The sequence below is a fragment of the Micromonospora sp. NPDC093244 genome (assembly GCF_040683695.1).
Lineage (GTDB): Bacteria > Actinomycetota > Actinomycetes > Mycobacteriales > Micromonosporaceae > Micromonospora.
In genome coordinates this window covers 431138-456612 of sequence record NZ_JBFBEO010000001.1, presented here as the reverse complement: position 1 = coordinate 456612, position 25475 = coordinate 431138, and the positions used below count along the sequence as shown (strand labels likewise).

Genomic DNA, 25475 nt, shown 5'->3' with positions numbered 1-25475 from the left:
ACGTGCCCGCAACCGTCAGTCGGACTGGGCGGCCAGCTCGCGGGCGCGGTCCCGGGCGGCCTCCAGCGCGGCGAGCAGCGCCGCCCGGACGCCGTGCTTCTCCAACTCGCGGATCGCGGAGATGGTGGTGCCGGCCGGCGAGGTGACCGCCTCGCGCAACTTGACCGGGTGCTCACCGGAGTCACGGAGCATCACCGCGGAGCCGATGGCGGTCTGCACGATCAACTCGTGCGCCACCTGCCGGGGCAGCCCGAGCAGGATCCCCGCGTCGATCATGGCTTCGACGAGCAGGTAGAAGTAGGCCGGGCCGGACCCGGAGAGCGCGGTGACCGCGTCCTGCTGCGATTCGGGCACCCGGATGGTCTGCCCGAGAGGCTTGAACATCTCCTCGGCCAACGCCAGGTGCGCCCCGGTGGCGTACGCGCCGGCGGAGATCGCGGTCATCGCCTCGTCGACGAGCGCCGGAGTGTTGGTCATGACCCGGACCACCGGGGTGCCCTCGGGCAGCCGGCGGTTGAAGAAGCTGGTGGGAAGCCCGGCGCAGAGCGAGATGACGAGCTTGTCGGCAGGCACCTTGGGGCCGATCTCGTCGAGCAGCGCGGCGGCGTCCTGCGGCTTCACCGACACGGCGAGCACCGCCGCCTCGTCGACGGCGGTCAGGTTGTCGACCACCCGTACGCCGTAGCGGGCGGTCAGCTCCTCGGCCCGCGCCGGGCGACGGGCGGTGGCCAGCAGCCGGTCCACGGGCCATCCCGAGCGCAGCAGCCCGGAGAGCATCAACTCGCCGATCTTGCCCGCGCCGATCACCGCGACCGTGTGCACACCGGGTGACATCTGGGCCGTACCCCCTCGCGTCGGATCGCGGCGCGGCGGACCCGCAGGCCCGCCGCGCCGCCCTACCGGTCGATCAGCTGCCGAAGAAGACCTCGGCCTCGGCGTACCGCTCCAGCGGCACGGTCTTCAGCTCGCGGGTGGCCTCGGCGAGGGGCACCCGGACGATGTCGGTGCTCTGCATCGCGACCATCTTGCCCCAGTCGCCGTCGTTGACCGCGTCGATGGCCTGCAGGCCCAGGCGGGTGGCGAGCACCCGGTCGAACGCGGTAGGGGTGCCGCCGCGCTGGATGTGACCCAGCACCACGGTGCGGGCCTCCTTGCCGGTCTTGGCCTCCAGCTGCTCGGCCAGCCACTGGCCGATGCCGCCGAGGCGGACGTGGCCGAACGAGTCGAGCTCCTGGTTGGCGAGCACCATCTGGCCGTCCAGCGGCTGGGCGCCCTCGGCGACCACGACGATCGGGGCGTACTGGTGCTGGAAGCGCTTCTCGACGTAGCCGGCCACCTGGTCGACGTCGAACTGCCGCTCCGGCAGCAGGATGACGTTGGCGCCACCGGCCAGGCCGGCGTGCAGGGCGATCCAGCCGGCGTGCCGGCCCATCACCTCGACGACGAGGGTGCGGTGGTGGCTCTCGGCGGTGGTGTGCAGCCGGTCGATGGCCTCCATCGCGATGTTGACAGCGGTGTCGAAGCCGAAGGTGTAGTCGGTGGCGCCCAGGTCGTTGTCGATCGTCTTCGGCACGCCGACCACGTGCACGCCCAGCTCGTAGAGCTTGGTGGCGACGCCGAGGGTGTCCTCGCCGCCGATCGCGATGAGCGCGTCCACGCCCTGTTCGGCGAGGTTGTCCTTGATCCGCTCGACGCCGTTCTCGATCTTGAACGGGTTGGTGCGGGACGAGCCGAGGATGGTGCCGCCTCGGGGCAGGATGCCCCGGACGTCCGCGATGTCCAGCGGACGGGAGAGACCCTCGAGCGGGCCCTTCCAACCGTCCCGGAAGCCCACGAACTCGTGACCGTAGGTGGCGACGCCCTTGCGGACCACCGCCCGGATGACCGCGTTGAGACCCGGGCAGTCGCCGCCGCCGGTGAGCACGCCGATACGCATGATCCGCTCATCCTCCTGGAGCATCAGGGTAAAGCCCGATTTGCCCCAGGATATGTGTCAGGTCAGACCATCGGCGCCGTTGCCGGCCCGGGGCGGGCCGTCACTGCGCACTGTAGTCGGCCTGCCTGTGCGATGACAGCGCGCCCCGGGACGGCTGCAGGTCAGTAGCTCACCTCGTGGTTCTCGCCGACCTCCGGCGGCTGGCCGGTGACGGCGGCCCTGGCGAACCCCAGCAGGTTGACCACGCTGCTGCTCGGCGAGTCCCAGTACTCGGCGGAGCTGGCGTGCACCTTGATCAAGGTCAGGCCGGGGGTGTCCAGCCCGTCCGGGAACCACGTCTTGAGCAGCGGGTTCCACAGCCGCTCGGCGCGAGCCCTGTCGAACTCGTCCCTGGCGGTGCCGGAGACGGAAACCCAGACGTTGTGCTTCTGGTCCGAGAACGAGACGTTGACCTCCGGATTCACCCGGATCTGGCGGACCTTGGCCGAGTCGGCGGAGGCGAAGAACCAGAGGTCCCCGTCGAACTCGGCCTCCTGAAGCCCCATCGGCCGGCTCACCTGCCGCCCGTCCAGGGCGATGGTGGTGAACATGCAGATCCGCGCGTCCCGGACCAGCTCGGTGACCCGGGCGCGGGCCTCGGTGGCGCTGGTCGGTTCCTTGCTCATGGCAGTCTCCCTCGGCTCGACTGGTCGAACCGATGCCCGGGACAGAACCGGTCAAACCTGCAAAGGTACGACGACTGTCAGCGGGACGTCATCGCCCGCCAGCGGGCCAGGTTGTGCCGGGCGTCGACCAGGGCGTCGTGCCGGGCCGCGTCGGCGTCCGGCAGGGTCGGCCGGCCACGGTCGTCCCAGAGCTGCCGCAACTCCTTGGTGAACCGGGGGATCTCCCGGGGCAGCGCCGGCATCGCACCCCAGAGCTGGGCGAGCACCACGTGGTCGTACGCGGCGTACCAGGCCCACAACTCCAACTGCTCCCCCGGCCGGTCCCGGATCGGCTCCATGAGGAAGTCGTACAGGTCGTCGCGGATGCGCTCACGCGAGCGCCAGGCCCGGTCGGCAGGCGAGGGCAGCTTGTCCAGCACGTTGCGCCGCACCCAGGGCACGGCGCGGGAATCGTCGTACTCGGTGGAGACCGCGTAGAACTCGCGGCCGTACTCGTCGACGACACCTATCGACACGAGGTCGACGAGCCGGCCGTCCTCGATGAACTCGCAGTCGTAGAAGTAGCGGTAGACCATTCCGGCCATCCTCGCCCACCGGCTCGCGGCGGTGCCCGGCGGGGGGCGACCGGTGGCCGCCGGAAGCCGGCGACGAGGGGGTACGCCGCAGCTGGCGACGGTCACGGAAGTGCTTCGAGGGGTGTACAGCAAGCGACCGGACCGTCATGATCTGATGTGTACCGCTACCGGACGCCGAACCGGTGTCAGTTCACCTTGTCAGGGCCATCAGGTTCACCCGGTGAGCGAGTTTGTGGTCCATGACCGGGGAGGGGTTGGACCGTGGAGATGCGCCTGCCGGAGCCGGGTGACGCGCTCACGGGTGTCGAGATGTTCGCCGGGCTGGAGCCCGAGGTGCGCCAGCGTGTCATCGCCGCCGCCGTTCCGCGCACCTACCGCAAGGGCCAACTGCTCTTCGTCGAGAACGACCCGGGCGAGTCGCTGATCGTGCTGCGCCGCGGCGCGGTCGCCGTCTTCCGGACCGCGCCGACCGGCGAACGGGCCGTGCTGTCGGTTATCCGTCCGCCCGACGTGCTCGGCGAGGTCTCCCTGCTCGACGCGTCCACCCGGTCCGCCTCGGCCGAGGCCATCGAGGACTGCGCGGCGCTCGCGCTCTCCCGGGGGGCGTTCATGGAACTGGTGCACTCCAACCCCCGCATCCTGGACGCGGTGATGCGCTCGCTGGGTGGGCTGATCCGCCGGCTCACCGAGCAGAACGCCGACCACGTCTTCCTCGACCTGCCCGGCCGGGTGGCCAAGACGCTTGTCCGGTTGGCTGGCGAGAGCCAGGCCCCGATGATCACGATCGAGCTCAACCAGAGCCAGTTGGCCGAGATGGCCGGCGGTTCCCGGCAGAGCGTCAACCAGGCGATCGGGTCGTTCGCCAGCCGGGGCTGGCTGCGCACCGAGGGCCGCCGGATCGTGGTGACCGACGTGGCCGCGCTGCGCCGACGCGCCGGCATGAACGACCGCTGATCCACGGGTACGCGCACGACGCGGCCGGGTCACCCGTGGGCGACCCGGCCGCGTCGACGCGTCACTGAGCGCGGGATCAGACCCCGGAACTGCCCGGGCCGGCCCACTTGTCCGGGCCCTTGCCGTCGCCGCCCGGGCCGTGGGACTGCTCGCTGACGATGCCCTCGGCCTGGAGCGTGGCGAGCGTGGCGGCGTCGACGTCCACCGACTCGCCCGCGGAGTGGCTGACCCCGTTGCCGTCGGTCCAGTCGCTCTCCAGCTTGACGTACACCATTGACCTGTCCCCCTCTGGTCGCTGATCGACATGTGGCTGACTGAATGTAGTCCGCATCTGCCCTGATGGACTGTCCACAAGCCAACAGGCCGGTACCTGACAGGGTCGCCGACGGTGATACTCCTACCAGGCGACGTTGTGGGCGTCGACCGGTTCCGCCAGTGGAGGGTGTCATCGCCGCTCAGTGTGAGCGCTGTGGAAGGACGGCCGCCGACGGCGACCGCTTCTGCGGTGGCTGCGGCGCCGAACTGGGTGCGGTCTGCCCGCACTGCCTGCGTCCGCTCGCCTCCGACGTCACGTTCTGCACCTCGTGCGGCTCACCCCGGCCGGGCGCGGACCGGCCCGCCGCGGTCACCCCGCAGGAGGACCGCCGCCGGGTGAGCGTCCTGTTCGTCGACCTGATCGACTTCACGCCGTACGTCGAGCGGGCCGACCCGGAGCAGGTGCGCGGCATGCAGACCGGGTTCTTCTCCGCCGCCCGCCGGGTCGTCGGCCAGTACGGCGGGGTGGTGGAGAAGTACATCGGCGACGCGGTGATGGCGCTCTTCGGCGCGCCGATCGCCACCGAGACGGACGCGCTGCGCTGCGTACGGGCCGGCCTGGAGCTGCAACGGGTGCTCACCCGGTTCGCGCCGACCGGCAGCACCGAGCTGCGGTTCCGGGTGGGGGTGGCCACCGGTGAGGCGCTCGTCGACGTGGCAGCCGCCCGCGACGGCGGGCAGGCGATCGTGGCCGGGGACGTGGTGAACACCGCCTCCCGGATGCAGTCCGTCGCACCGCCGGGCGGGGTGCTGGTGTGCGGCACCACGCACGCGTTGACCAAGGACGCGGTCCGGTACGAGGAGCAGCCACCGGTCACCCTGCGTGGCCGGTCCTCGCCGACCGAGGTGTGGCTCGCCCTGTCCCCGCTGCGGCGCCAGCCCACCGACCGGGAACCGGACACCACGCCGCTCGTGGACCGGGAGCACGAGCTGGGCATGCTGGTCAACGCCCTGCACCGGTCTCTGCGGGACCGGCTGCCGCAGGTGGTGACGATCTTCGGTCGGGCCGGCATCGGCAAGAGCCGCCTGCTGCGCGAGTTGTACCGGCACACCGGCCGGCTGGTCGACGAGCCGCTGACCTGGCGGATCGGGCGCTGCCCGCCGTTCGGGGAGAACGTCACGTACGCCGCGCTTGCCGACATCGTGAAGTCCGAGGCCGGCATCCTGGACACGGACCCGGCGGCCAGCGCGGCGCAGCGGCTGGCCGCCGCCGTCGCCGAGCTGATCGGTCCTGGCGAACGGGACCGGGTCGTCGACGCGCTGCGCCCACTGGTCGGGTTGCCCGGCACGCCGCTGCCCGCCGAGGAGGCGGAGTCGGCGTGGCGGCGTTTCCTGCTGGCGCTGGCCGCCCGCCGCCCCACCGTGCTGGTCTTCGAGGACCTGCACTGGGCCGACGACGCCATGCTGCGCTTCGTGGAGCTGCTCGGGTCGGCGGCCCGCGAGGTGCCGTTGCTGCTGCTGTGCACCGCCCGTCCGGAGCTTGTCGACCGCGACCCGAGCTGGGCCGGCACCATCACCGGCTCGGTGACCATCACCCTGCCGCCGCTGCGGGACACCGGGATCGCCGCGCTGTACGCGCACCTGTTCGGCCAGGCGGCGTTCTCCGCCGACATGCTGAGCCCGCTGATCGAGGTGGCCGGAGGCAACCCCCTCTACGCCCACGAGTACGTCCGGATGCTCATCGAGCAGGGCGCGCTGCGCCAGTCCGGGCGGGGCTGGTCACTGGACAAGCACCTCGAACTGACCATGCCGGAGAGCGTGCACGCCGTGATCGCCAACCGGGTGGACCTGCTCGACGCGAAGGACCGCGCCGTGCTGCTGGCCGCCTCGGTGGTCGGAGTGCAGTTCTGGCCGGGCGCGGTGGCCGCCGCCCTCGGCCAGCAGGTCGAGTCGGTCGAGCGCTCGCTGCGCCGGCTGGAGCAGCGTGACTTCGTGCACGAGCAGGCTGCCTCCACGATGGCCGGGCAGGCGGAGTTCCGGTTCCGGCACGTGCTCGTGCGCGACGTCTGCTATCAGCGGCTTCCGCGTACCGAGCGGGTGGCCCGGCACGAACGGGCCGCGGACTGGCTCGACGCGTTGTCGCACAGCCGGGACACCGACCTGGCCGAGGTGCTCGCGCACCACCGCTGGGCGGCGCACGAGATCGCCCGCTCCCTCGGCATGGAGGTCCGCCGGTACGCGGCGCCGGCCCGGCAGGCGCTGCACCGCGCGGCCCGCCGGGCGTACGCCCTGCACGGGCTGGACGCGGCGGCCGCCCACGCGGGCCGGGCGCTCGGCCTGGCCGACGACAGCGACCCGGTCGGCCGCCTCCAACTGGAGTTGCTGAGCACCGAGATCTCGTTCTACCGCGACGGCAACGCGTTCCTCTCCGGTGGCGGGCCGGAGCAGGTGCACGCGCTGGCCGGGCGGCTGTCGGCGCACGGCGACGACGCGTGCGCGGCCCGAGCGTGGACGCTCCTCGGCCAGGCCGCCTGGCTGCGCGCCGACCGGGCCGACGCCCTGGTCTGCCTGGACCGGGCCGTGCAGTTGTTCGAGTCGCTGCCGGACACCCCGCAGAAGGCGGACGCCTACGCGGAGCTGGGCCGGCTGCACATGCTCAACTACGAGCGGGACGCGGCAGTCGCGGCGGCGGAGATCGCCGCGGAGATCGCCGAGCGGCTGGGCCTGACCGAGACCCGCACCAACGCCCGGATCACCGCCGCGACCGCCCGCTACCAGGCCGGGGACCGGGTCGGCCTGGACGAGCTGCACGCGATAGTGGAGTTCAGCCGGGCCGGTCAGTTGCTGGCGCTGCCCCGCGCCACCCAGAACCTCGCCTGGGCGATCCGGGAGGAGGGCGACTGGCTGCGCTCGGACGCCCTGCTCTCGGCCGCGCCGGCGCGGACGGCCAGCGGCCAGACGTTGACCACCAGCTACTCGGCGGAGGCGATGCGCGCCTGGTTCGAGGGCGACTTCGGGCGGCTGCTCACCGCCGCCGAGGCGTTCGTGGACACGCCCACCGGCAGTTGGGACATGCAGGTGCGGGGCCTGCGCTGCTGCCTGCTGGTGCTGCGTGACGACGACGACCCGGACGACCTGGGCGACGCCCTGGACACCGCGCGGCGCAGCGGGTTCCACCGGCTGCGCTGGACGATGGTGGGCATGGCCGCCCTGTGCCGGGCGTTGCAGGGTCGCGCCGACGAGGCGGCGGAGCTGATCGACGAGTTGGACAGGTCCTGGTCGGAGGTGCCGGCCCTGGCCAGCGGGGAGTGGATCGCGGCAGCCGCGTACGCCGCCGCGCTTGCCGGCCGGGACACGGCGGTGCGGGTCCGGGCGATGCTGGGCCGGGTCGGGCATCGCACGCCCTGGTCGGAGGCGGCGTTGCGGACCGTGACGGCGGCGCTGGCCGCGGCCGACGGCGACCACCGGCGCTCGGCCGAGCTGCACCTGGCCGCCGCCGAGACGTACGGGCGGATCCCGGACGTCAGTGACCGGGTGCTGGCGCTGGCGCTGGCGGCGGCCGAGCTGACCCGTGCCGGTGACCCGGCGGCAGCCCGGGCGCCGCGCGCCGAGGTCCGCACCTTCGCGCTGCGCAACGACGCTCCCGGCCTGCTGGCGCTCGCGGGGCGGCCGATCAGCCCGGCCGGACCGGCCGTGGCCTGCTGAGCCGGCTCAGGCGGCCACCAGTTTGAGCTTCTGCGCGTAGACGTCGACGTACTCGCGGCCGGACAGCTCCATCAACTCGTACATGATCTCGTCGGTGACCGCCCGTTCGACGAACCGGTCGCCGGCCATGCCCGCGTAGCGGGAGAAGTCCAGCGGCGTGCCGAAGCGGATCCGGACCCGGTCGATCCTGGGGATGAGCTTGCCGGGCGGCTGGATCTCGTCGGCGTTGAGCATCGCCACCGGCACCACCACGGCACCGCTCTCCAGGGCGAGCCGGGCCACCCCGGTCTTGCCCCGGTAGAGCCGCCCGTCGGGGGATCGGGTGCCCTCGGGGTAGATGCCTGCCACTCCCCCGGCGCGCAGCACCCGCAACTGGGTGTCCAGCGCGGCGCGGGCTGCCCGGCCACCTGAGCGGTCCACCGGAACGGTGCCGGTGCCGACGAAGAACATCCTGGTCAGCCAGCCCTTGATGCCCTTGCCGGTGAAGTACTCGGCCTTGGCCACGAAGGTGACCCTCCGCGAAATGATCAACGGTGTGAAGATCGAGTCGGAGAAGGAGAGGTGGTTGCTGGCCAGGATCACCGGGCCGGTCGCCGGCACGTGACGCAGGCCCTCCACCTGCGGGCGGAAGATCAGCTTGAGCAGCGGACCGAGGAGAACGTACTTCAGCAGCCAGTAGAGCACCGGCGTCCTTTCCCGTGGTGTGCCCCGCGACGGCGCCGTGCCCGGGAGCGCCGCCGTCGCCGACGAGCCTACGAAGCGAGCGCTCTCACCACAACGGACGGAGGCTCACCACCGCCGCGCGGGCGACCCCGGCCGCGAGGCGGCGGCGAGGGGGGACACCGGGACCATCTGGCCGCCGCGAACCGGCCACCCCGACCCCTGGCGGACCCGCCGCCTGACGATCATCGAGATCGCACGTGTCGCGCAAGAACGGACATCGGAGCACCGCCGCGACCTGCGATGGCAGCCGTGACTTTGGAAGACGCGACACAACGCACTCCCGGAACCGACCCCTGACGTGTCACGATTCAGAGCACGGCGTGCGTACGGGCGTCGAGGGGGCAGGGTGGCCGCGCCGCACGGCGCGTTGAGGAGGATGTCCGGGTGTCAGCGGGTGGGGCCCGCCGGGGACGGCGGGACAACGGGCTCGACGCGAGCGAGTACGCCGTCGTCGGCGACGTCGATCCGCGCGTCGGCGAGCACCTGCTCGACGTGCTGGCCGCCGGTGGCATCGCCGCGTACCTGCAACCCTCGGCCGACCTCAACCCGGTCACCCGCACCACCACCGTTCCGGCCCGTCCGGTCGACCGGCTGTACGTCGACCGTTCGCACCTGACCACGGCACGGGACTATCTGACCCAGCTCGCCGACGAGACGTCCCCGGAGCAGCCTCCAGCGCATGACGAACCGGACATCGACGCCGAGTGGGCGCGGATCGTGGCGGGCTTCCACACCACGTCGACGGTCGGCGAGCACCCGTGGCCGGCCTCGGAAAACGTGGATGAACCGGACACCCGGGACAAGCCGGCGGCCGGCCCCCTGGCCCGCTCCGGCGTCGACGAGCCCGGCCCGACTGCCACCGACGTCCGGCGGCTGCCGTCCGCCACCGACATCTCCGGCATCTCGGTCGGACGGGGCGCCCGTCCGGACGAGCCGTCGCTGCTCGACGGGTTGGACACGTTCGGTGCGGACCTGCCCGACGACGAGGACGACGAGGGCTACCACCCGCCACCCCCACCGCCGCTGCCCCGGATCTCGAAGTACGCGGTGGTGGGCATCCTCGCGGTGGTGGTCGGGTTCGTGCTCTTCCTCTTCCCGTCCCTGGTCCCGGTGGACCGTTCGGCGGTCACCCTGTTCGGGTTCACCGGCATCCTTGCCGGTTTCGTCACGCTGATCTGGCGTCTGCGCCCCGGCGACGAGGAAGACGACGACCCGGACAACGGCGCCGTCGTCTGACCTCCGGCCCGCATCGCGGGACGACGCCGCCCCGCCCGGCGCGTAACAGTGGTGTAACTTACTGTCAGTAGGAATACCGCTGTACGTCACTTCCCCCGCTGACTGACCGGTTTTCTCCTGCTCGTGGCGGTCAGTCCTCTGCTGATCGGAATGCCCGAGATGCGACAGAGTTCCCTCGTGGTGGTGGCCAACCGCCTCCCCATCGACGACAACCAGGCGCCCGACGGGGCCTGCGAGTGGCGACGCAGTCCAGGGGGCCTGGTCAGCGCGCTGCACCCACTGCTGAAGCACACCCCGGCGACCTGGGTCGGCTGGGCCGGCGGCACCGGGCCCGCCCCCACCCTGCCCGACGTGGACGGCGTCCGCATGCACGCCGTCGCGCTCAGCCAGGACGACCTCCGCGACCACTACGAGGGATTCGCCAACGCCACCCTCTGGCCCCTCTACCACGACTCCGTCGAACAACCGCAGCACCACCGCCGGTGGTGGGAGGCGTACCAGCGGGTCAACCAGCGCTTCGCCGAGGCAACAGCCGAGGTGGCCGAGCAGGGTGCCGTCGTCTGGGTACAGGACTACCACCTGCATCTGGTCCCCGGCCAGCTCCGCGCGCTCCGGCCGGATCTGCGCATCGGGTTCTTCCTGCACGTGCCGTTCCCACCCCCGGAGCTGTTCATGCAGCTGCCCCGGCGCGCCGAACTGCTGCGCGGGATGCTCGGCGCCGACCTCGTCGGCTTCCAGCGGATCCAGGCGGCGCACAACTTCGCCCAGCTCGTGACGAGGGTCTTGGAGCTGCCGGCCACCGACCGGCGGATCGGCATCGACGACCGGGTGGTGCGCATCGGCGCGTTCCCCGTCTCCATCGACACCGCCGAGATGGCCGCGCTCGCCTCCCGCCCCGACGTCACCGCCCGGGCCCGCCGACTCCGCCAGGACCTCGGCGACCCCCGACAGGTCATCCTCAGCGTCGACCGGATGGACTACACCAAGGGCATCGAGCAGCGACTCAAGGCGTACAGCGAACTGCTGGCCAGCGGCGACGTCAAGGTCCGCGACACCGTGCTCGTGCAGGTGGCCATGCCGAGCCGGGAACGCGTCGGCCAGTACCAGATCCTGCGCGAACGGATCGAGCGTGAGGTCGGCCGGATCAACGGCGAGTTCGGCCGGGTCGGCGAACCCGCCATCCACTACCTCACCCAGCCCTTCGACCGGGCCGAGCTGGCCGCGCTCTACCGGGTCGCCGACGTGATGGCGGTGACCCCACTGCGCGACGGGATGAACCTGGTCGCCAAGGAGTACGTCGCCGCCCGGGTGGACGACGACGGTGCGCTGCTGCTCAGCGAGTTCGCCGGCACAGCCGCGGAACTGTCGCAGGCGTACCTGGTCAACCCGCACGACCTGGAGGGGCTCAAGCAGGGCCTGCGCGCTGCGCTGCGGGCCAGCCCGGCCGACGTCACCGAACGGATGCGGGCGATGCGCGCCCACCTGCACGAACACGACATCCGGGCCTGGGCGCGCTCCTACCTCGGCGCGCTCGACGAGACCGGCGCCCTGGTCAGCCTCCTGACCAGCACCGACGACGCGGTCCGGGTGCCCCGCCCGGCGACCCGGGCCACCCCGGCCGCACACCACAGCGGCGGCTGACCGGCCGTCGGCCGCCAGCTCAGTGCGCGGCGGGTTCCTTCTCCAACCAGTCCAGGATCGCGTCGATCGGCTCCACCCACCGCGCGTCAAGCATCAGGTCGTGCCCCATACCGGGGAAGAGCAGCGGCGCCGAACCGTACCTGCGGGCCACCCGGGTCAACGTCGACGCCGGCACCACCCGGTCGTCCGGGCTGCCCATCACCAGCACCGGCGGCGCGCCCACTGCCGGTTCGGCCGCCGGCTCGCCCAGCAGGGCCCACTGCGCCCGCCGACCGGCCCGACCGAGCCGACCGACATACCGCCGGGCCTCCTCGTCGGGCAGCTCCCGGCTGAACAACTGCCCCCGGCTGAGGCGCAGCGGCCCACCGAACACCGCAGGCAGCGTCCCGGCCGGATTGCGGCGCAGCGCCGCCCCCAGCACCCCCCAGCCACCGAAGACCGGTGCCACAAGCACCGCGTCCCGCGCCGGGTAACGCGCCAACGCGTGCGCCACGACAAGCGCCCCGGCGCCGTGCCCCACAAGCACCGCCTGCCGCGGCAGGCCCGCCGCCACCTGGACCACGTCGTGGGCGTACGCCCGCAACGTCGCCTCCGGCGCCGGCTCGCTGGCACCGTGCCCGCGCAGACTCATCGCGTACGCCGGGAAGCCCCGCGACGCCGCGTGCCCCAACCAGTGCTCGGCGAACGCCCACGCGCCGTGCCCGAACCCGGGAACGAACAGCAGCGGCGGCCGCCCCTGCTCCACCTCCGGTACGGCGCTCAGCACCTCACGACGCGCCGGCCGGACCGGTCGGGCCCACTCCCGCCCCCGCATGATCCGCAGCTCACTCACCTGTGCGACCTTTCGTTCGCGACTGCGGGGCTCGCAAGCTCACTCCTCGCGCTCACCTGTGCGACCTTTCGTTCGCGACTGCGGGGCTCGCAAGCTCACTCCTCGCGCTCACTTGGCCTCCAGGTCGTGCAGGGCGCGCTGGACAGCGCGCAGATAGTCGGCGTGGCCGACCTCGAACCAGTGCCGGCTGCTCTCCTTGACCTGACCGGAGTACCGCTCGCCGGCCCGCTCCCGCACCCGCTGCGCGAACGCCGCGGCACGCTCCGGGCGGTCCCGGCGGGCCTGCAACACACGCGCGAAGAGCACCGTCTGCCAGTGCGCAAGGGTGAACATCCCGGAGTCCGGCTGCAACAGACCGGCCACCGCCAACGTCGGATGGCCCGGGGTGAACGCGTTGAGCCACAGCGTGGGCCGACCCGCGCCGGCGCTGTCGGCGAACACCGACGCGTCGAGGAACTCGAACCGCGGCAGGTACCCGGTGGCGAAGATGACCACCTCGGGGTCGATCTCACGCCCGTCGGTCAGCTCCACCGCGTACGTGTGGAACCGGGCGATGTCCGGCACCGGGCCGATGGCGCCGTGGCCCACGTAGTAGACGAGCTGGCTGTTCGCAATGGGGTGCGTCTCGTACACCCGGTGGTCGGGCTTGGGCAGGCCGAAACGGGTCAGGTCACCGACGGTCAGGCGCAGCGTCCAGTGGTAGAGCCACTGCCGCAGGCGCAACGGCACCCGCAGGGCCAGCAGCGAGTCGTTCACCTGGTCGGCCGGGCGGCCGAACACGTACTTCGGGGCGTACCAGTAGCCGCGCCGGCTGGAGTGCCAGCAGCGCGACGCCTGCTGGGCGGCCTCGACGGCGATGTCGCAGCCGGTGTTGCCGGCACCGACCACCAGCACCCGCTTGCCGCGCAGCTGCGCCGGGTCCTTGTAGGACGAGGCGTGCATGATCTCGCCACGGAACTCTTCGAGGCCCTCGTAGCGGGGCAGTTTCGGCGACCAGTTGTGGCCGTTGGCGATCAGCACGGCGGCGTACCGGGAGGTGCGCTCCGGACCGTACCCGCCGGTGGAGCGGGTCGTGACGTCCCAGCGGTCCCCCTCGGCGGGTTCGACCCGGACCACCTCGGTGCCGAACCAGATGTGCGACCGCAGGTCGAAGTGGTCGGCGTACCGCTCGAAGTAGGAGAGCAGCTGACTGTGGTGCGGGTAGTCCGGCCACGAGTCCGGCATCGGGAAGTCGGGGAACTGGGTGAACGGCTTCGACGACAGCAGGTGGGTGCTGGCGTACACCGGGCTGCGGTCGTGGCGCCAGTTCCAGGCGCCGCCGACGCCGGTCTCCCGCTCGTAGCAGTCCACGCCGAACCCGTGCTCGCGCAGATTCTTGATGGCCGTCAGGCCGCTGGCCCCGGCCCCGATGACGCAGACCGTGTCGCCCCGGTCGGAGACGGGGGCGGCGTCGCGGCCCTGCGCGGACGGATCGGGCCGGCCGTGGTCGGTGGAGGTGGACACCGGGACATCTCCTTTTGTACGGCACGCGTGCCGGTCGCCGCGAAATCCTCTCCACATCGGAGCCGGATGTCCAGCGCCGGCGCGGACCGATCGGCGGGTCCCGGCCGGTGGGGGTCAGCCGGTGGTGGGCAGCAGCAGGTCGACCAGGACCGGGAAGTGGTCGCTGGCCCGGCGGGTCTGCGGGGTGTCCACCACGTCGTAGTCGACAACTGTGATCCGCGGGTCGACGAAGAGCGCATCGATGCGCCGACGCGGGTCGGCGCAGGAGTAGGTGAGCCGGTCCGCCGCGTCGGCCGCCACCGCGGCGTCGGTGAGCCCGCGCGCCACGGCGGCCCACGCCGGACCGTCCGGGCCCTCGTTGAGGTCGGCGCCGGCGAGCACCGGGCTGGTCGCCGCGTCCAGCCCGCGCTTGAACTCGGCGGCCTGCGCGGGGCGCTCCGCCGGGTCGGTGGACAGGTGCGAGCCGGCGAGGGTGAACCGGGCGCCGGCGACCCGGCAGTCGGCGTACGCGGCGCCCCGCAGGTGCCGGCCGGGAGTCAGCGGGAAGCGCTGGCACCTGGTGCCCGTCACCTGGACGCGCAGGCTGGTCAGCAGCAGGTTGCCCAGCGCGGGCAGCCCACCTGCGGCCACCACCAGGCCGAACGACTCGGCAAGCGTGGCGGACTTCTGCCGCCACCGGAACCGGCGCGGCCCCTCCTGCACGATCACCACGTCCGGGCGCGCGGCCCGGACCACCGCCGCCAGCGCGGCCGTGTCGTCGCGCTGGCTGTGAATGTTGTACGACACCACGCGCAGTGGTACGCCGGCAGCCTCGCCCATCGGTCCCCGCCTCAGATCCGGCGGGCCAGGTCGGCGGCGCCGATCACCCCGGCGCTGTTGCCCAGCTCGGCGGGGAGCACCTCGGCCACCGGCAGGCGGCCGCGCTGCGCGAGCGCGTCGAGGTACGAACGGCGGGTCGGGCCGAGCAGCAGGTCGCCGGCCTCGACCACACCGCCGCCGACCACCAGGGTCTGCGGGTCGAGGATCTGCGCCATGTCGGCGAGGCTGGTGCCCAACCACCTGCCGATCTGCGCGAACGCCTCGGCGGAGATCGGGTCGCCGTCCTGCGCGGCGGCGGTCACCATGTGACCGGTGATCGCCTCGGCCTCGCCACCTGCCAGCTCCAGCAGCGCGGTCGCCCGGTTCGGTTCCTGTCGGGCGCCGGCGCGGGCGAAACGGACCAGGGCGCTGCCGCTGGCGTACTGCTCGATGCAGCCCAGCCGTCCGCAGCCGCACTGGTGCCCGTCCGGCACGGCAAGCATGTGACCCAGCTCCGCGGCGACGCCGTGCGCGCCGCGCATCAGCTCGCCACCGAGGACGATGCCGCCGCCGACGCCGGTGCCGATGGTGAACATGATCATGGAGTCGTCGGCGTCGCGGGCCGCGCCGTAGCGGAACTCCGCCCAGGCTGCGACGTTCGCGTCGTTCTCGACGATGACCGGCAGACCCACCGCGGCGCTGACGTACTCGCGCAGCGGCTCGTCGCGCCAGGCGAGGTTCGGGGCGAAGAGCACGGTGGACCGGGTGGCGTCGATCCAGCCGGCCGCGCCGATCCCGACGGCCTCGATCGTCCGCCCGGCAGCGAGTTCGCCGACCAGATCGATGATGACGTCGCGGGTCTTGCCGACGTCATCGGCGGGAGTGTCCCGTCGGGTCTGCACGAGTACCGCGCCGGTGTCGTCCACGACACCGCCGGCCACCTTCGTGCCTCCGACGTCGACTCCGATGGTCAGCGTCACCGCTGCCGCTCCCCTCTGCTGTGCTGTCCGGCCCGCGCGCCGACGAAACGTCGGTCCGGGTCGGGATGTCCCGCGGTCAGGCCTCGTCGCCCGGTGCGTCCGCGCCGGCGTCGTCGGGCACCCGCGACGCGGGCACCACGGGTCGGTTGGTCGGCACCGGTGCGGCCACCGCCCCGGCGTCGTCGACGGGTGGTGCGGTGGGCGGGGCGAGTGGGTCCGCCGTCCGGGTGGCGGCCGACCAGACATCCCGTTCCGGCGCCGGCTGAGAATCATGCCCGGTGCGGGTGGCATCGCGCCACACGTGGTCGTCGCCGGCGTCGGACAGCCGGTCGGTCGGCGCGGGCCGCGGGGCCTCGCCGTCGCTGGTCGGAGCGGGTGTGGGCGCGGCCGGCGCGGCGGAGTCGGAGGTGTGCGCCGGGGGCGGCTCCGGCGGGGAGAACGCCCGCAGCAGGCTGGCCACACCTGCCGCGAGGTCACCGGCGCCGGTGGCGAGCCGTTCGGCGAATTCCGGACTCGGATCCCGCAACGCGGCGATGCCCCGACAGACCGGACAGACGCAGCATTCGGGTGAACCGGTGGCGAAACCTCCGGTCCCACCGGGCCGTTCGGCGGGGGTCTGGCTGTGACCGAGGACACCCGCCAGCAGGCCACCGAGCGGGCCGGACGCGCCACCCGCCGACCCGGCGGCGGCCAGTCGCGCCCCCGCGAGCAGGGTGGCGACAAGCCGCTCCGCCTCGTGCCGGGCCGAGCCCGGATCTGTGCCGCTCAATCTCGGCTCCTCCGCCCTGCCGGACGCGTCACTGCGCCGCACCGGATGCTTCTACCCGGCGCTTGAGCTGCTTCAACGCGGTGTCCATGATCATTTTTTCGGCCTTGCGCCGGAACATGCCGAGCATGCCCACCGACAGTTCGACCTCGAGGGTGTACGTCACAGTGGTGCTGGCGTCCGGGTTAGCCACCAGGTCGTACGAACCGCGCTGGCTCTTCTGCATCTTCGACGGCGCGACCAGGTGCCACTCGATCCGCGACAGGTCCTCGGCGTACTCGTAGGCCAGGACGTACTCGTCGGCCATCACCCCGGCGTCGATGGTGAACCGCACCTGGCTGGCGTAACCGTCCTCGTACTCCTCGACGACCTCGACCCGGCGCACCGCCTCGGTCCACTCCGGGTAGCGCGGGAAGTCGCAGATGACCGCCGCCACCAGGTCCGGTGACGCGCCGATGATGATCGACTGGGTGGAGGAGTCCGCCATGGGGGGAGGCTACCCGGCGGGTGCCGCCCCCGCGGCGCGCCGCCCCCGCCGCGCCCTGCCTACGGCACCGTAACCACCCGCCGGGTAGGTTTCGACGGGACGGACGCCGTGGTGGCGACCGGTCTGACCAGTGCGAGCACGAAGGAGTGCAGGTGCGCGAGTTCTCCGTTCCGCCGATCGTCACCGTTGGCGACGCGGCCAACCTCACCGATCCGGTCTGGGAAAACGCCGAGGTCGCACCGGACACGGTCCAGTTCGCCCGCCGCACCCGCACCGCCGACGGCACGACCTGGGCAGAGGTGACCTGCCTGCAGTTCCGCGACGAGGTCGTGGCTGTGGCACGCGGGCTGATCGCCTCCGGCGTCCAGCCGGGTGACCGGGTCGGGTTGATGAGCCGCACCCGCTACGAGTGGACCCTGCTGGACTACGCCATCTGGACGACAGGCGCGATCACCGTGCCGATCTACGAGACGTCCAGCGCCGAGCAGGCCGCGTGGATCCTCGCCGACTCCGGCGCGGTCGCCGTCATGGTGGAGACCGACAGGCACGCCGAGCTGATCGCCGATGTGCGCGACCGGCTGCCCGAGCTGAAGCACCTCTGGCAGATCGAGCTCGGCGGGGTCGACGACCTGGTCACCGCCGGCGCCTCGGTCGAGCTGGTCGAGGTCGAGCAGCGCCGCAGGGGGGTCCGCTCCGGCGACGTCGCCACCATCATCTACACCAGCGGCACCACCGGCCGGCCCAAGGGCTGCGTGCTCACCCACCGCAACATGTACGCCGACATCGCCAACGCGGTGCCGGTGCTTCCGAACCTGTTCAACGCCGGCGCGAGCACCCTGCTCTTCCTGCCCCTGGCGCACGCCTTCGCCCGGCTCATCCAGATCGGCGTGGTGCAGGCCCGGGCCACCATGGCGCACTGCGCCGACCCCAAGAACCTCGTCGCCGAGCTCCAGGAGTTCCGGCCGACGTTCGTGCTCTCCGTACCCCGGGTGTTCGAGAAGGTCTACAACGCGGCCAAGCAGAAGGCCGAGGCAGACGGCAAGGGCCGCATCTTCGCCCGGGCCGAGCAGGTCGCCATCTCGTACAGCGAGGCGCTGGAGACGCCGGGCGGGCCGGGCCTGGCGTTGCGGGCGCAGCACGCGGTCTTCGACCGGCTGGTGTACCGCAAGCTGCGCGCGGCGCTCGGCGGACGGTGCCGCGACGCGATCTCCGGCGGCGCGCCGCTCGGCGCCCGGCTCGGCCACTTCTTCCGGGGCATCGGCGTGCCGATCCTGGAGGGCTACGGCCTCACCGAGACCTCGCCCGCCGCCGCGGCGAACCTGCCCACCGGCACCCGGATCGGCACCGTCGGCCGCCCGCTGCCCGGCGTGACAGTGCGGATCGACGACGACGGCGAGATCCTGATCTCCGGAGAGCTGATCTTCCAGGGCTACTGGCACAACGACGAGGCGACCGCCGAGACGCTCAGCGCCGACGGCTGGTTCCGCACCGGCGACCTGGGCCAGCTCGACAACGACGGGTACCTGAGCATCACCGGCCGCAAGAAGGAGCTGATCGTGACCTCCGGCGGCAAGAACGTCGCCCCGGCGGTGCTGGAGGACCAGGTCAGGGCGCACCCGCTGATCAGCCAGTGCGTCGTCGTCGGCGACCGGCAGCCGTTCATCGCGGCGCTCGTCACCCTCGACGAGGAGGCGCTGCCCGCCTGGCTGGCCGGCGCCGGGCTGCCCGCCGACACCACTGTCGAGCAGCTGCGGGAGCACGAGGGTCTACGCGCGGAGATCCAGTCCGCGGTCGACGCCGCGAACCGGGCCGTCTCCAAGGCCGAGGCGATCAAGGTGTTCCGGATCCTGCCCCGCGACTTCACCGAGAGCACCGGCGAGCTGACCCCGTCGCTCAAGGTCAAGCGGCAGGTCGTCCACAAGACGTACGCGGCGGAAATCGCCGACATCTACCAAGGCTGACTACCATCCGTCACGTGCCCGCATCGACATCCGCCGCACCGCACCCGCATCCCCTCGCCGCGGCCGCCCGCCTGGTGATGCTGGCGCTGGTCGCCGTCCTGACCCTGTTCGCCACCCGCGACGTCGCCCAGCTGTGGTGGATCGCGCTGCTGGCCGTCGCCGGGCTGCCGTCGCTGCTCGCCCCGCAGCACCGGCTGATCGGCCCGCTGAGCCGGGTTGCCGAGGTCGTGGTGCTGGGGCTGGCCGCGAGCCAGGTCGCCGCGGACGCGGCGATCGGGGGCGCGGTCGCCGGCCTGGGCGCGTCGGCCGTGCTGCCGTACCTGGCGGTCCCGGTGACAGTCACCGCGCTGCGCCGCCGCTTCTCCGAGGGCGCCGCCCTGCTCGCCGTCACCGCCGCCACCCTGCTGGTCAGCGGCGCGCTGACCGAGGTCGGCGGGGGGCGCCAGCTCGGCCAGCCGGGCTACCTGGCGGTGTGCGCGCAGTGGCTGATCCTGGCCGCCCTGGGGCTGTACGCCGCCGGCACCCTGCACCGGGTGATGGCGGTACGCGGCGAGGGCAAGCCCCAGCCGTACGCCGAGGCGACCCGGCTGTTGACCCAGCTGCGCACGGTGGCCCGGCAACTGCCCGGCGCCACCCTGGACCCGGGCGGTATCTCCGAGCACCTGATCGAGGAGCTGCGCACGGTGGCCCGGGCCGACCGGGGCGCGGTGCTGTCGGCCAGTGGGGGCGGCCGGCTCGTGGTGCTCGCCCAGGCCGGTGTCGACCGGGTGGACTGGGAGACGACAGTCGACGCGGACTCGGCGATCGCCGACGCCTGGGCCAGCCAGCAGGCCACCACCGCCGCCCGGTCGCAGTCCCGGACGCACCGCGGCGGGGACGTGTCCGCGCTGATCGTGCCGCTGGTCGCCGGCGTCCGCACGGTCGGGCTTGTGGTGCTGGAGGCGGACGTCGCGCAGGCGTACCCGCCGCCGGTGGTGGACCGGGTGACCGCGCTGACCCGGCCGGCCGCGCTGCGGCTGGAGGCGGCGCTGCTCTTCGACGAGGTCCGCTCGCTGGCCACCAACGAGGAGCGGCAGCGGCTGGCCCGGGAGATCCACGACGGGGTGGCGCAGGAGCTGGTGATGGTCGGCTACGGCATCGACAACGCCCTGGCCACCGTCTTCGACGACGCCGACGAGACCGCCGAGGCGCTGCGGACGCTGCGCGGCGAGGTGACCCGCGTGATCACCGAGCTGCGGTTGAGCCTCTTCGAGCTGCGCAGCGAGGTGGACCGGCAGGGCGGGCTGGCCGCCGCGATCGCCGAGTACGCGCGCACGGTGGGCGCCTCCGGCGGGCTGCGCGTGCACCTGTCGCTCGACGAGTCCACGGCGCGGCTGCCGGCGGCCACCGAGGCCGAGTTGCTGCGCATCGCACAGGAGGCGGTCACCAACGCGCGCAAGCACGCCGGCGCGTCCAATCTGTGGGTCACGTGTGAGGTGGACCCCCCGTATGCGCAAATAGAAGTGTCGGATGACGGTCAGGGGATGGCTGACCAGCGCCCCGACGGACGGTACGGTCTTGCGATCATGGCCGAGAGGGCGGAACGTATCCGGGGCCGGTTGGAGATCAGGCCGCGGCAACCCAGCGGCACGACCGTGGCGGTGGTTCTCGGCACCTCGTCCCGGCGAGATAACGTGCGCGACAGCGCAGCACCAGAAGGGGAGTAACCCGAGGATGACCACAAGTCCGACACCGGCCACCCGCACCAAGGTCCTCCTTGTCGACGATCACGACCTGATTCGCAAGGGCCTGCGGCACGCGTTCGAGCGCGACAGGCAGTTCGAGGTCGTCGGTGAGGCCGCCACGGCGGCAGAGGGTGTACGTCAGGCCGGCGCGCTGCAGCCGGACGTGGTGATCATGGATCTGCGCCTGCCCGACGGCAGCGGCCTGGAGGCCACCCGCGCGCTGCGCAAGTCCAGCGCGTCCATGGGCATCGTGGTGCTGACCATGTACGCAGGCGACGACCAGCTCTTCGGCGCCCTGGAGGCCGGTGCGAGCGCCTTCGTACCGAAGACCGCCCCGGCCGACGAGGTGGTGGCCGCCGCCCGGCACGCCGCCTCCTCCCCCAGCGCGTTCACGGCCGCCGACCTGGCCGAGGCGATGAAGCGTCGCCTCGCCCCGTCCGGTCCGCAGCTCTCCCCCCGCGAGGGGCAGGTGCTGCGGCTGCTCGCCGACGGCATGAGCGTGGCGGGCATCGCCAAGCAGCTGTTCGTCAGCGAGTCCACGGCCAAGACCCACATCTCCAAGCTCTACGAGAAGCTCGGAGCGGCCAACCGGGCTCAGGCGCTGATGACGGCGCTGCGGCTCGGCCTTCTCGAAGCGCCGGACGCCCCGAAGTTCTGACCCGCCCCCGCTCGTCGAGCGGGACACCGCGACCGAAGTCCGCGCCAGCCTCACCGCCGGCGCGGACTTTCGCATATCGACCGACGTCGGCGGGAGACCTGGCGGCAGGCTATGGTCTGGCGGGCGTGTCGGGGGCACAATACCCGCGCGGGCGACGATGCCCACGACGCCGACTCGGAAGGGGTGAGCGCATGCAGCGGCCGGACTGGGCGCCCGACACCATCGACATCGAGCGCCCGAGCGTCGCGCGGATGTACGACTACTACCTCGGCGGCTCGCACAACTTCGCGGCCGACCGGGCCGCGGCGCAGGCGATGGTGGCCGCGGTGCCGGAGGCGCCGCTGATGGCTCAGGCCAATCGCGCGTTCCTGCGCCGGGCGGTGCACCACCTGGCCGAGGCCGGGATCCGGCAGTTCCTGGACATCGGCTCGGGCATCCCCACTGTCGGCAACGTGCACGAGATCGCCCAACGGATCGACCCGGCGTCGCGGGTGGTCTATGTGGACGTCGACCCGGTGGCGGTGGCGCACAGCCGGGAGATCCTGTCCGGCAACGACCTGGCCGTGGTCGTCCAGGAGGACCTGCGGCACCCGGAGGCCATCCTGAGCCACCCGGACGTGCGCAAGCTGCTCGACCTGAGCCAGCCGGTGGCCGTGATGATCGTGGCGGTGCTGCACTTCGTCCCCGACGACGACCGGCCGGCGGAGCTGCTGGCGACCCTGCGCGACGCCCTGGCCCCCGGCAGCTACCTGGTGTTGTCGCAGGCCAGCGACGACGGGCACAGAGCGGACGAGCGGGCCGAGGCGGAACGCGTCTACAGGCGTACCGACAGTCCCCTCTGGGTCCGCAGCCGGGCCGAGCTGACCGCGTTGTTCGACGGGTTCGAGCTGCTCGACCCGGGTGTGGTGTGGGTGCCGCAGTGGCGACCGGACACTCCGGACAGCGCGGAGGACGCCGAGCGCGCGGTCTTCATGGGCGGCGTCGGGCGACTCGGTGGCTGAATCGCCCGAGGCGGCGTCCCGTCCGAGCACGTTCGCGCGGGCCTGGGCGAAAGCCGTCTCCGGCACCAGCTACCTGCCGATGACGCAGGCGCAGCTCGAGGCGCTGCTGCACCGGCTCACCGGCCAGTTGGCAGGCGCGTTGCTCGCCGAGCCGTTCGACCTGCGCGCCGGGCACCGGGTCGGCGCCGAGCTGGTCGCCGCGCACATCGCCTCGGCGGAGGGGTTGGGCCGTACCGTCGAGGTGATCCAGCTCCGGCTGGTACGCGACCTGGGCCTGGTGGCCGAGGACGTCGAGGACCGGATGGCCCGGCTGCTGGCCGCCGTGGCGACGGGTTACGCCCGCGCGCTTCGCGACCGGACGCTCGACGAGCAGGAGTCGATCCGTCGGGCCGCCATGATGGCGCGTACGCAGGCGGAGCGGGCCCTGCGGGCCAGCGAGGCGCGGTTCCGGCACCAGGCGACGCACGACCCGCTCACCGGCCTGCCCAACCGGACGCTGTTCACCGAGCGGCTGGCCGCCGCCCTCAACGAGCCGGGTCGGGGCGCGCAGCGGGTCGGGGTGTGCTTCCTCGACCTGGACCGGTTCAAGGTCGTCAACGACACCCTGGGCCACCAGGTGGGCGACCGACTGTTGACCATGGTGGCCGAGCGGCTGTGCCAGGACCTGGGCGAGCATCTGGTGGCCCGGCTGGGCGGCGACGAGTTCGTCATCCTCGTCGAACAGACCGGCGGCACCGACGACATGGTGAAGGTGGCCGAGACGGCGCTGGCCGCGGTGCGCACCCCGGCGCTCGTGGACGGGCACGAGTTGCAGGTCTCGGCGAGCATCGGCATCGTCGAGCGGCAGGTGGCCGGCGCCAATCCCACTGATCTGATGCGGGCGGCCGACGCGACCCTGCACTGGGCGAAGTCGGCCGGCGGGGACCGTTGGGCGCTCTACGACGCCGAACGCAGCCGGCGGGAGCTGGCCCGGTACGCGCTCTCCGCGGCGATTCCCGCCGCTCTGGAGCGGGGCGAGTTCTATCTCGACTACCAGCCGCTGACGTCGCTGCGCGACGGCCGGCTGCTGGGTGTGGAGGCGCTGGTGCGGTGGCGCCACCCGGAGCTGGGTGTGCTGCGTCCGGACAGCTTCATCGGGCTGGCGGAGGAGACCGGCCTGATCGTGCAGTTGGGCGGGTGGGTGCTGGCCGAGGCGTGCCGGGAGGCGGAGGCGTGGTCGGCCGGCGGGGTCCAGGCGCCGTTCGTGAGCGTCAACCTGGCAGTCCGGCAGGTGCACCGGCCCGGTCTCGTGCAGGACGTGCTCGCCCTGCTGCGGCAGACCGGGTTGCCGCCGGAACGGCTCCAGCTGGAGATCACCGAGAGCACGATGATGAGCACCGCCGAGGAGCCGGTACGCGCCCTGCGGGTGCTCGCCGACCTCGGTGTGCGGATCGCCATCGACGACTTCGGCACCGGCTACAGCAATCTGGCGTACCTGCGGGACCTTCCGGTGACCGAGTTGAAGGTGGCCGGGGAGTTCGTGGCCGGGCTGCGGTCCCCGGCGGTCGGGCGTACCGACGAGCGGATCCTGGCCTCGCTCGTCTCGTTGGCGCACGCCCTGGATCTGACGGTGACGGCCGAGGGTGTGGAGACCGCCGGGCAGGCCGAACGGCTGCGGGCGATCGGCTGCGACGCCGCCCAGGGCTGGCACTTCGGCAAGCCGGCGCCGGCCGACCGGATCCTGGCCCGCATCCGCTGATCGGCGCGGGGAAGGACGGGGAGTAGACACCGTCTACGCCATCCTGGTAGACAGTGTCTATGAACGACGGGGACGCGGGCGTCCGGGCCCGACTGGTTGCCGCCGGGGTGGACCTGGTGCTCCGCGAGGGTCAGTCGGCCGTGTCGCTGCGGGAGATCGCCCGCCGGGCCGGCGTCTCCCACGGCGCGCCGCGCCGATACTTCCCCACCCACGTCGACCTGCTCTCCGCCATCGCCCGCGAAGGCTTCGCCGACCTCACCACACGGGTCCAGAAGACGATGCGCGACGCCGACCCGGACCCGCGTACCCAACTGACCGCGCTGGCCCGGACGTACCTGGACTTCGCGGCGGCGCATCGCGGCATGTTCGAGCTGATGTTCCGGCACGACCTGCTGGACAGCGGCCGGCTGCGGCTGCGCGAGACGAGCCTGCCGCTGTTCGCCGTCCTGGCCGACCTGGTGGCCCAGGTACGCCGGCCCGACGACGTCCCCGCCTCGGTGCTGGCCGGCGCGCTCTGGGCCAACCTGCACGGCATCGCCCAACTCTGGGCCTGGGGCAGCCTGCCGCTGGCCACCGGCGTCACCGACGACGACGCCCTGCTGCGCGCCACGCTCGACGCCCACCTCGGCCCCGCCCCGCACTGAACCGGAGGACACGTGCCCCTGCTGTACGACCTCAGCAAACTGACAGTCGGCACCGTCCTGCGGGCGGGCTGGCGGCCCCGCGTGGAAGGGCTGGAGCATCTGCCGCGACGCGGCGGCGCGATCCTCGCGGGCAACCACCTGTCCGTCGCCGACGAGGTGTTCCTCGCCTGCCTGACACCGCGACACGTCACCTTCTGGGCCAAGTCCGAGTACTTCACCGGGCGGGGACCGGGCGGCTGGGTCAGCCGGGGGATCGTCGCCGGCATGGGCGCGATCCGGGTCGAGCGCGCCGGCGGACGGGCCGCCCTCACGGCCCTCGACGCCGCCGGTCCGGTGCTGCGCGGCGGCGGTCTGGTCGCCATCTACCCGGAGGGCACCCGCTCCCCCGACGGCCGGCTCTACCGGGGCCGCACCGGCATGACCAGGCTGGCCCGCGACGCCGGGGTGCCGATCGTCCCGGTGGGCGTTCTCGGCACCGCCGAGGTGCTGCCCGTCGACGCGCGACTGCCCCGCCGGCACCCGGTCACCCTGCGGTTCGGTCCGCCGATCCCCGTCGCCGGTCGGATCAACGGGCCACGCGACATCCGGGTCGTCACCGACGAGGTCATGGCCGCGATCCAACGGCTGACCGGCCAGGAGTACGTGCCGCGCTACGCGCCACCCCGGGTGGGCACCACCTGAGCGGGACAGGTG

At 72.7% G+C, this 25475-nt stretch carries 23 protein-coding genes; 11 read left to right on the top strand and 12 right to left on the bottom strand.

Annotated features, from left to right (window positions below; genetic code table 11):
* Positions 1-15 precede the first annotated feature (15 nt).
* From proC to AB0N27_RS02100, 4 genes are all read right to left on the bottom strand, one after another.
* A complete protein-coding gene (gene proC, locus AB0N27_RS02115; protein ID WP_139584494.1) occupies positions 16-834 on the bottom strand; it encodes a pyrroline-5-carboxylate reductase in 819 nt (272 codons plus the stop codon).
* 73 nt (positions 835-907) lie between these two features.
* On the bottom strand, positions 908-1936 hold the full coding sequence (locus AB0N27_RS02110; protein ID WP_139584498.1) for a 6-phosphofructokinase: 1029 nt from the start codon (positions 1934-1936) through the stop codon (positions 908-910).
* A 161-nt stretch (positions 1937-2097) separates the two neighbouring features.
* Positions 2098-2601: a pyridoxamine 5'-phosphate oxidase family protein gene (locus AB0N27_RS02105; protein WP_364362558.1), complete on the bottom strand. Its 504-nt coding sequence runs from the start codon at positions 2599-2601 to the stop codon at positions 2098-2100.
* A 77-nt stretch (positions 2602-2678) separates the two neighbouring features.
* Positions 2679-3176: a polyadenylate-specific 3'-exoribonuclease AS gene (locus AB0N27_RS02100; RefSeq protein WP_354826934.1), complete on the bottom strand. Its 498-nt coding sequence runs from the start codon at positions 3174-3176 to the stop codon at positions 2679-2681.
* A 261-nt stretch (positions 3177-3437) separates the two neighbouring features.
* Here AB0N27_RS02100 and AB0N27_RS02095 point away from each other — a divergent pair, with 261 nt between their 5' ends.
* Complete coding sequence (locus AB0N27_RS02095) at positions 3438-4130, top strand: Crp/Fnr family transcriptional regulator (protein ID WP_007463121.1); 693 nt, start codon at positions 3438-3440, stop codon at positions 4128-4130.
* 76 nt (positions 4131-4206) lie between these two features.
* Here the strand turns inward: AB0N27_RS02095 and AB0N27_RS02090 are convergent, their stop codons facing one another.
* Positions 4207-4404: a hypothetical protein gene (locus AB0N27_RS02090; protein WP_139584492.1), complete on the bottom strand. Its 198-nt coding sequence runs from the start codon at positions 4402-4404 to the stop codon at positions 4207-4209.
* A 161-nt stretch (positions 4405-4565) separates the two neighbouring features.
* Here AB0N27_RS02090 and AB0N27_RS02085 point away from each other — a divergent pair, with 161 nt between their 5' ends.
* Positions 4566-8090, top strand: a complete 3525-nt coding sequence (locus tag AB0N27_RS02085; RefSeq protein ID WP_364362557.1) for an adenylate/guanylate cyclase domain-containing protein — start codon at positions 4566-4568, stop codon at positions 8088-8090.
* A gap of 6 nt (positions 8091-8096) precedes the next feature.
* Here AB0N27_RS02085 and AB0N27_RS02080 read toward each other — a convergent pair whose 3' ends face one another.
* A complete protein-coding gene (locus AB0N27_RS02080) occupies positions 8097-8774 on the bottom strand; it encodes a lysophospholipid acyltransferase family protein (protein WP_364362556.1) in 678 nt (225 codons plus the stop codon).
* Positions 8775-9197: 423 nt separating this feature from the next.
* Here AB0N27_RS02080 and AB0N27_RS02075 point away from each other — a divergent pair, with 423 nt between their 5' ends.
* On the top strand, positions 9198-10049 hold the full coding sequence (locus AB0N27_RS02075; protein ID WP_364362555.1) for a DUF308 domain-containing protein: 852 nt from the start codon (positions 9198-9200) through the stop codon (positions 10047-10049).
* A 159-nt stretch (positions 10050-10208) separates the two neighbouring features.
* Entirely contained in the window at positions 10209-11690 is a 1482-nt protein-coding gene (locus tag AB0N27_RS02070; RefSeq protein ID WP_364362554.1) for a trehalose-6-phosphate synthase, read from the top strand.
* 19 nt (positions 11691-11709) lie between these two features.
* On the opposite strand, the gene AB0N27_RS02065 is transcribed toward AB0N27_RS02070, so the two are convergent.
* The 6 genes from AB0N27_RS02065 to AB0N27_RS02040 all read right to left on the bottom strand — a co-directional run bounded on the left by AB0N27_RS02065 (position 11710) and on the right by AB0N27_RS02040 (position 17056).
* A complete protein-coding gene (locus AB0N27_RS02065) occupies positions 11710-12504 on the bottom strand; it encodes an alpha/beta fold hydrolase (RefSeq protein ID WP_364365955.1) in 795 nt (264 codons plus the stop codon).
* Between the two features lie 126 nt (positions 12505-12630).
* Positions 12631-14025, bottom strand: a complete 1395-nt coding sequence (locus AB0N27_RS02060; protein ID WP_364362553.1) for an NAD(P)-binding domain-containing protein — start codon at positions 14023-14025, stop codon at positions 12631-12633.
* 114 nt (positions 14026-14139) lie between these two features.
* Complete coding sequence (locus tag AB0N27_RS02055; protein ID WP_364362552.1) at positions 14140-14844, bottom strand: endonuclease/exonuclease/phosphatase family protein; 705 nt, start codon at positions 14842-14844, stop codon at positions 14140-14142.
* An 11-nt stretch (positions 14845-14855) separates the two neighbouring features.
* Positions 14856-15803, bottom strand: a complete 948-nt coding sequence (locus AB0N27_RS02050; RefSeq protein WP_364362551.1) for an ROK family glucokinase — start codon at positions 15801-15803, stop codon at positions 14856-14858.
* Between the two features lie 76 nt (positions 15804-15879).
* Positions 15880-16572: a hypothetical protein gene (locus tag AB0N27_RS02045; RefSeq protein ID WP_364362550.1), complete on the bottom strand. Its 693-nt coding sequence runs from the start codon at positions 16570-16572 to the stop codon at positions 15880-15882.
* A 28-nt stretch (positions 16573-16600) separates the two neighbouring features.
* On the bottom strand, positions 16601-17056 hold the full coding sequence (locus AB0N27_RS02040; protein ID WP_364362549.1) for an SRPBCC family protein: 456 nt from the start codon (positions 17054-17056) through the stop codon (positions 16601-16603).
* Between the two features lie 152 nt (positions 17057-17208).
* On the opposite strand from AB0N27_RS02040, the gene AB0N27_RS02035 reads away from it, so the two are divergent.
* The 7 genes from AB0N27_RS02035 to AB0N27_RS02005 all read left to right on the top strand — a co-directional run bounded on the left by AB0N27_RS02035 (position 17209) and on the right by AB0N27_RS02005 (position 25463).
* Positions 17209-19017, top strand: a complete 1809-nt coding sequence (locus tag AB0N27_RS02035) for an AMP-dependent synthetase/ligase (RefSeq protein WP_364362548.1) — start codon at positions 17209-17211, stop codon at positions 19015-19017.
* A gap of 14 nt (positions 19018-19031) precedes the next feature.
* Positions 19032-20723, top strand: coding sequence for a GAF domain-containing sensor histidine kinase (locus AB0N27_RS02030; RefSeq protein ID WP_364362547.1), 1692 nt, complete (start codon positions 19032-19034; stop codon positions 20721-20723).
* A gap of 7 nt (positions 20724-20730) precedes the next feature.
* A complete protein-coding gene (locus tag AB0N27_RS02025; RefSeq protein WP_007072219.1) occupies positions 20731-21399 on the top strand; it encodes a response regulator transcription factor in 669 nt (222 codons plus the stop codon).
* Between the two features lie 191 nt (positions 21400-21590).
* Positions 21591-22400 (top strand): SAM-dependent methyltransferase, encoded by an 810-nt coding sequence (locus AB0N27_RS02020; RefSeq protein WP_364362546.1) that lies wholly within the window; start codon positions 21591-21593, stop codon positions 22398-22400.
* 79 nt (positions 22401-22479) lie between these two features.
* Positions 22480-24138, top strand: coding sequence for a bifunctional diguanylate cyclase/phosphodiesterase (locus AB0N27_RS02015; protein ID WP_364365952.1), 1659 nt, complete (start codon positions 22480-22482; stop codon positions 24136-24138).
* Between the two features lie 59 nt (positions 24139-24197).
* Positions 24198-24782, top strand: a complete 585-nt coding sequence (locus AB0N27_RS02010; RefSeq protein WP_364362545.1) for a TetR/AcrR family transcriptional regulator — start codon at positions 24198-24200, stop codon at positions 24780-24782.
* Positions 24783-24794: 12 nt separating this feature from the next.
* Positions 24795-25463 carry a lysophospholipid acyltransferase family protein gene (locus AB0N27_RS02005; protein WP_364362544.1) on the top strand — a complete coding sequence of 223 codons (669 nt, stop codon included), beginning with the start codon at positions 24795-24797 and terminating at the stop codon, positions 25461-25463.
* Positions 25464-25475: the final 12 nt, after the last annotated feature.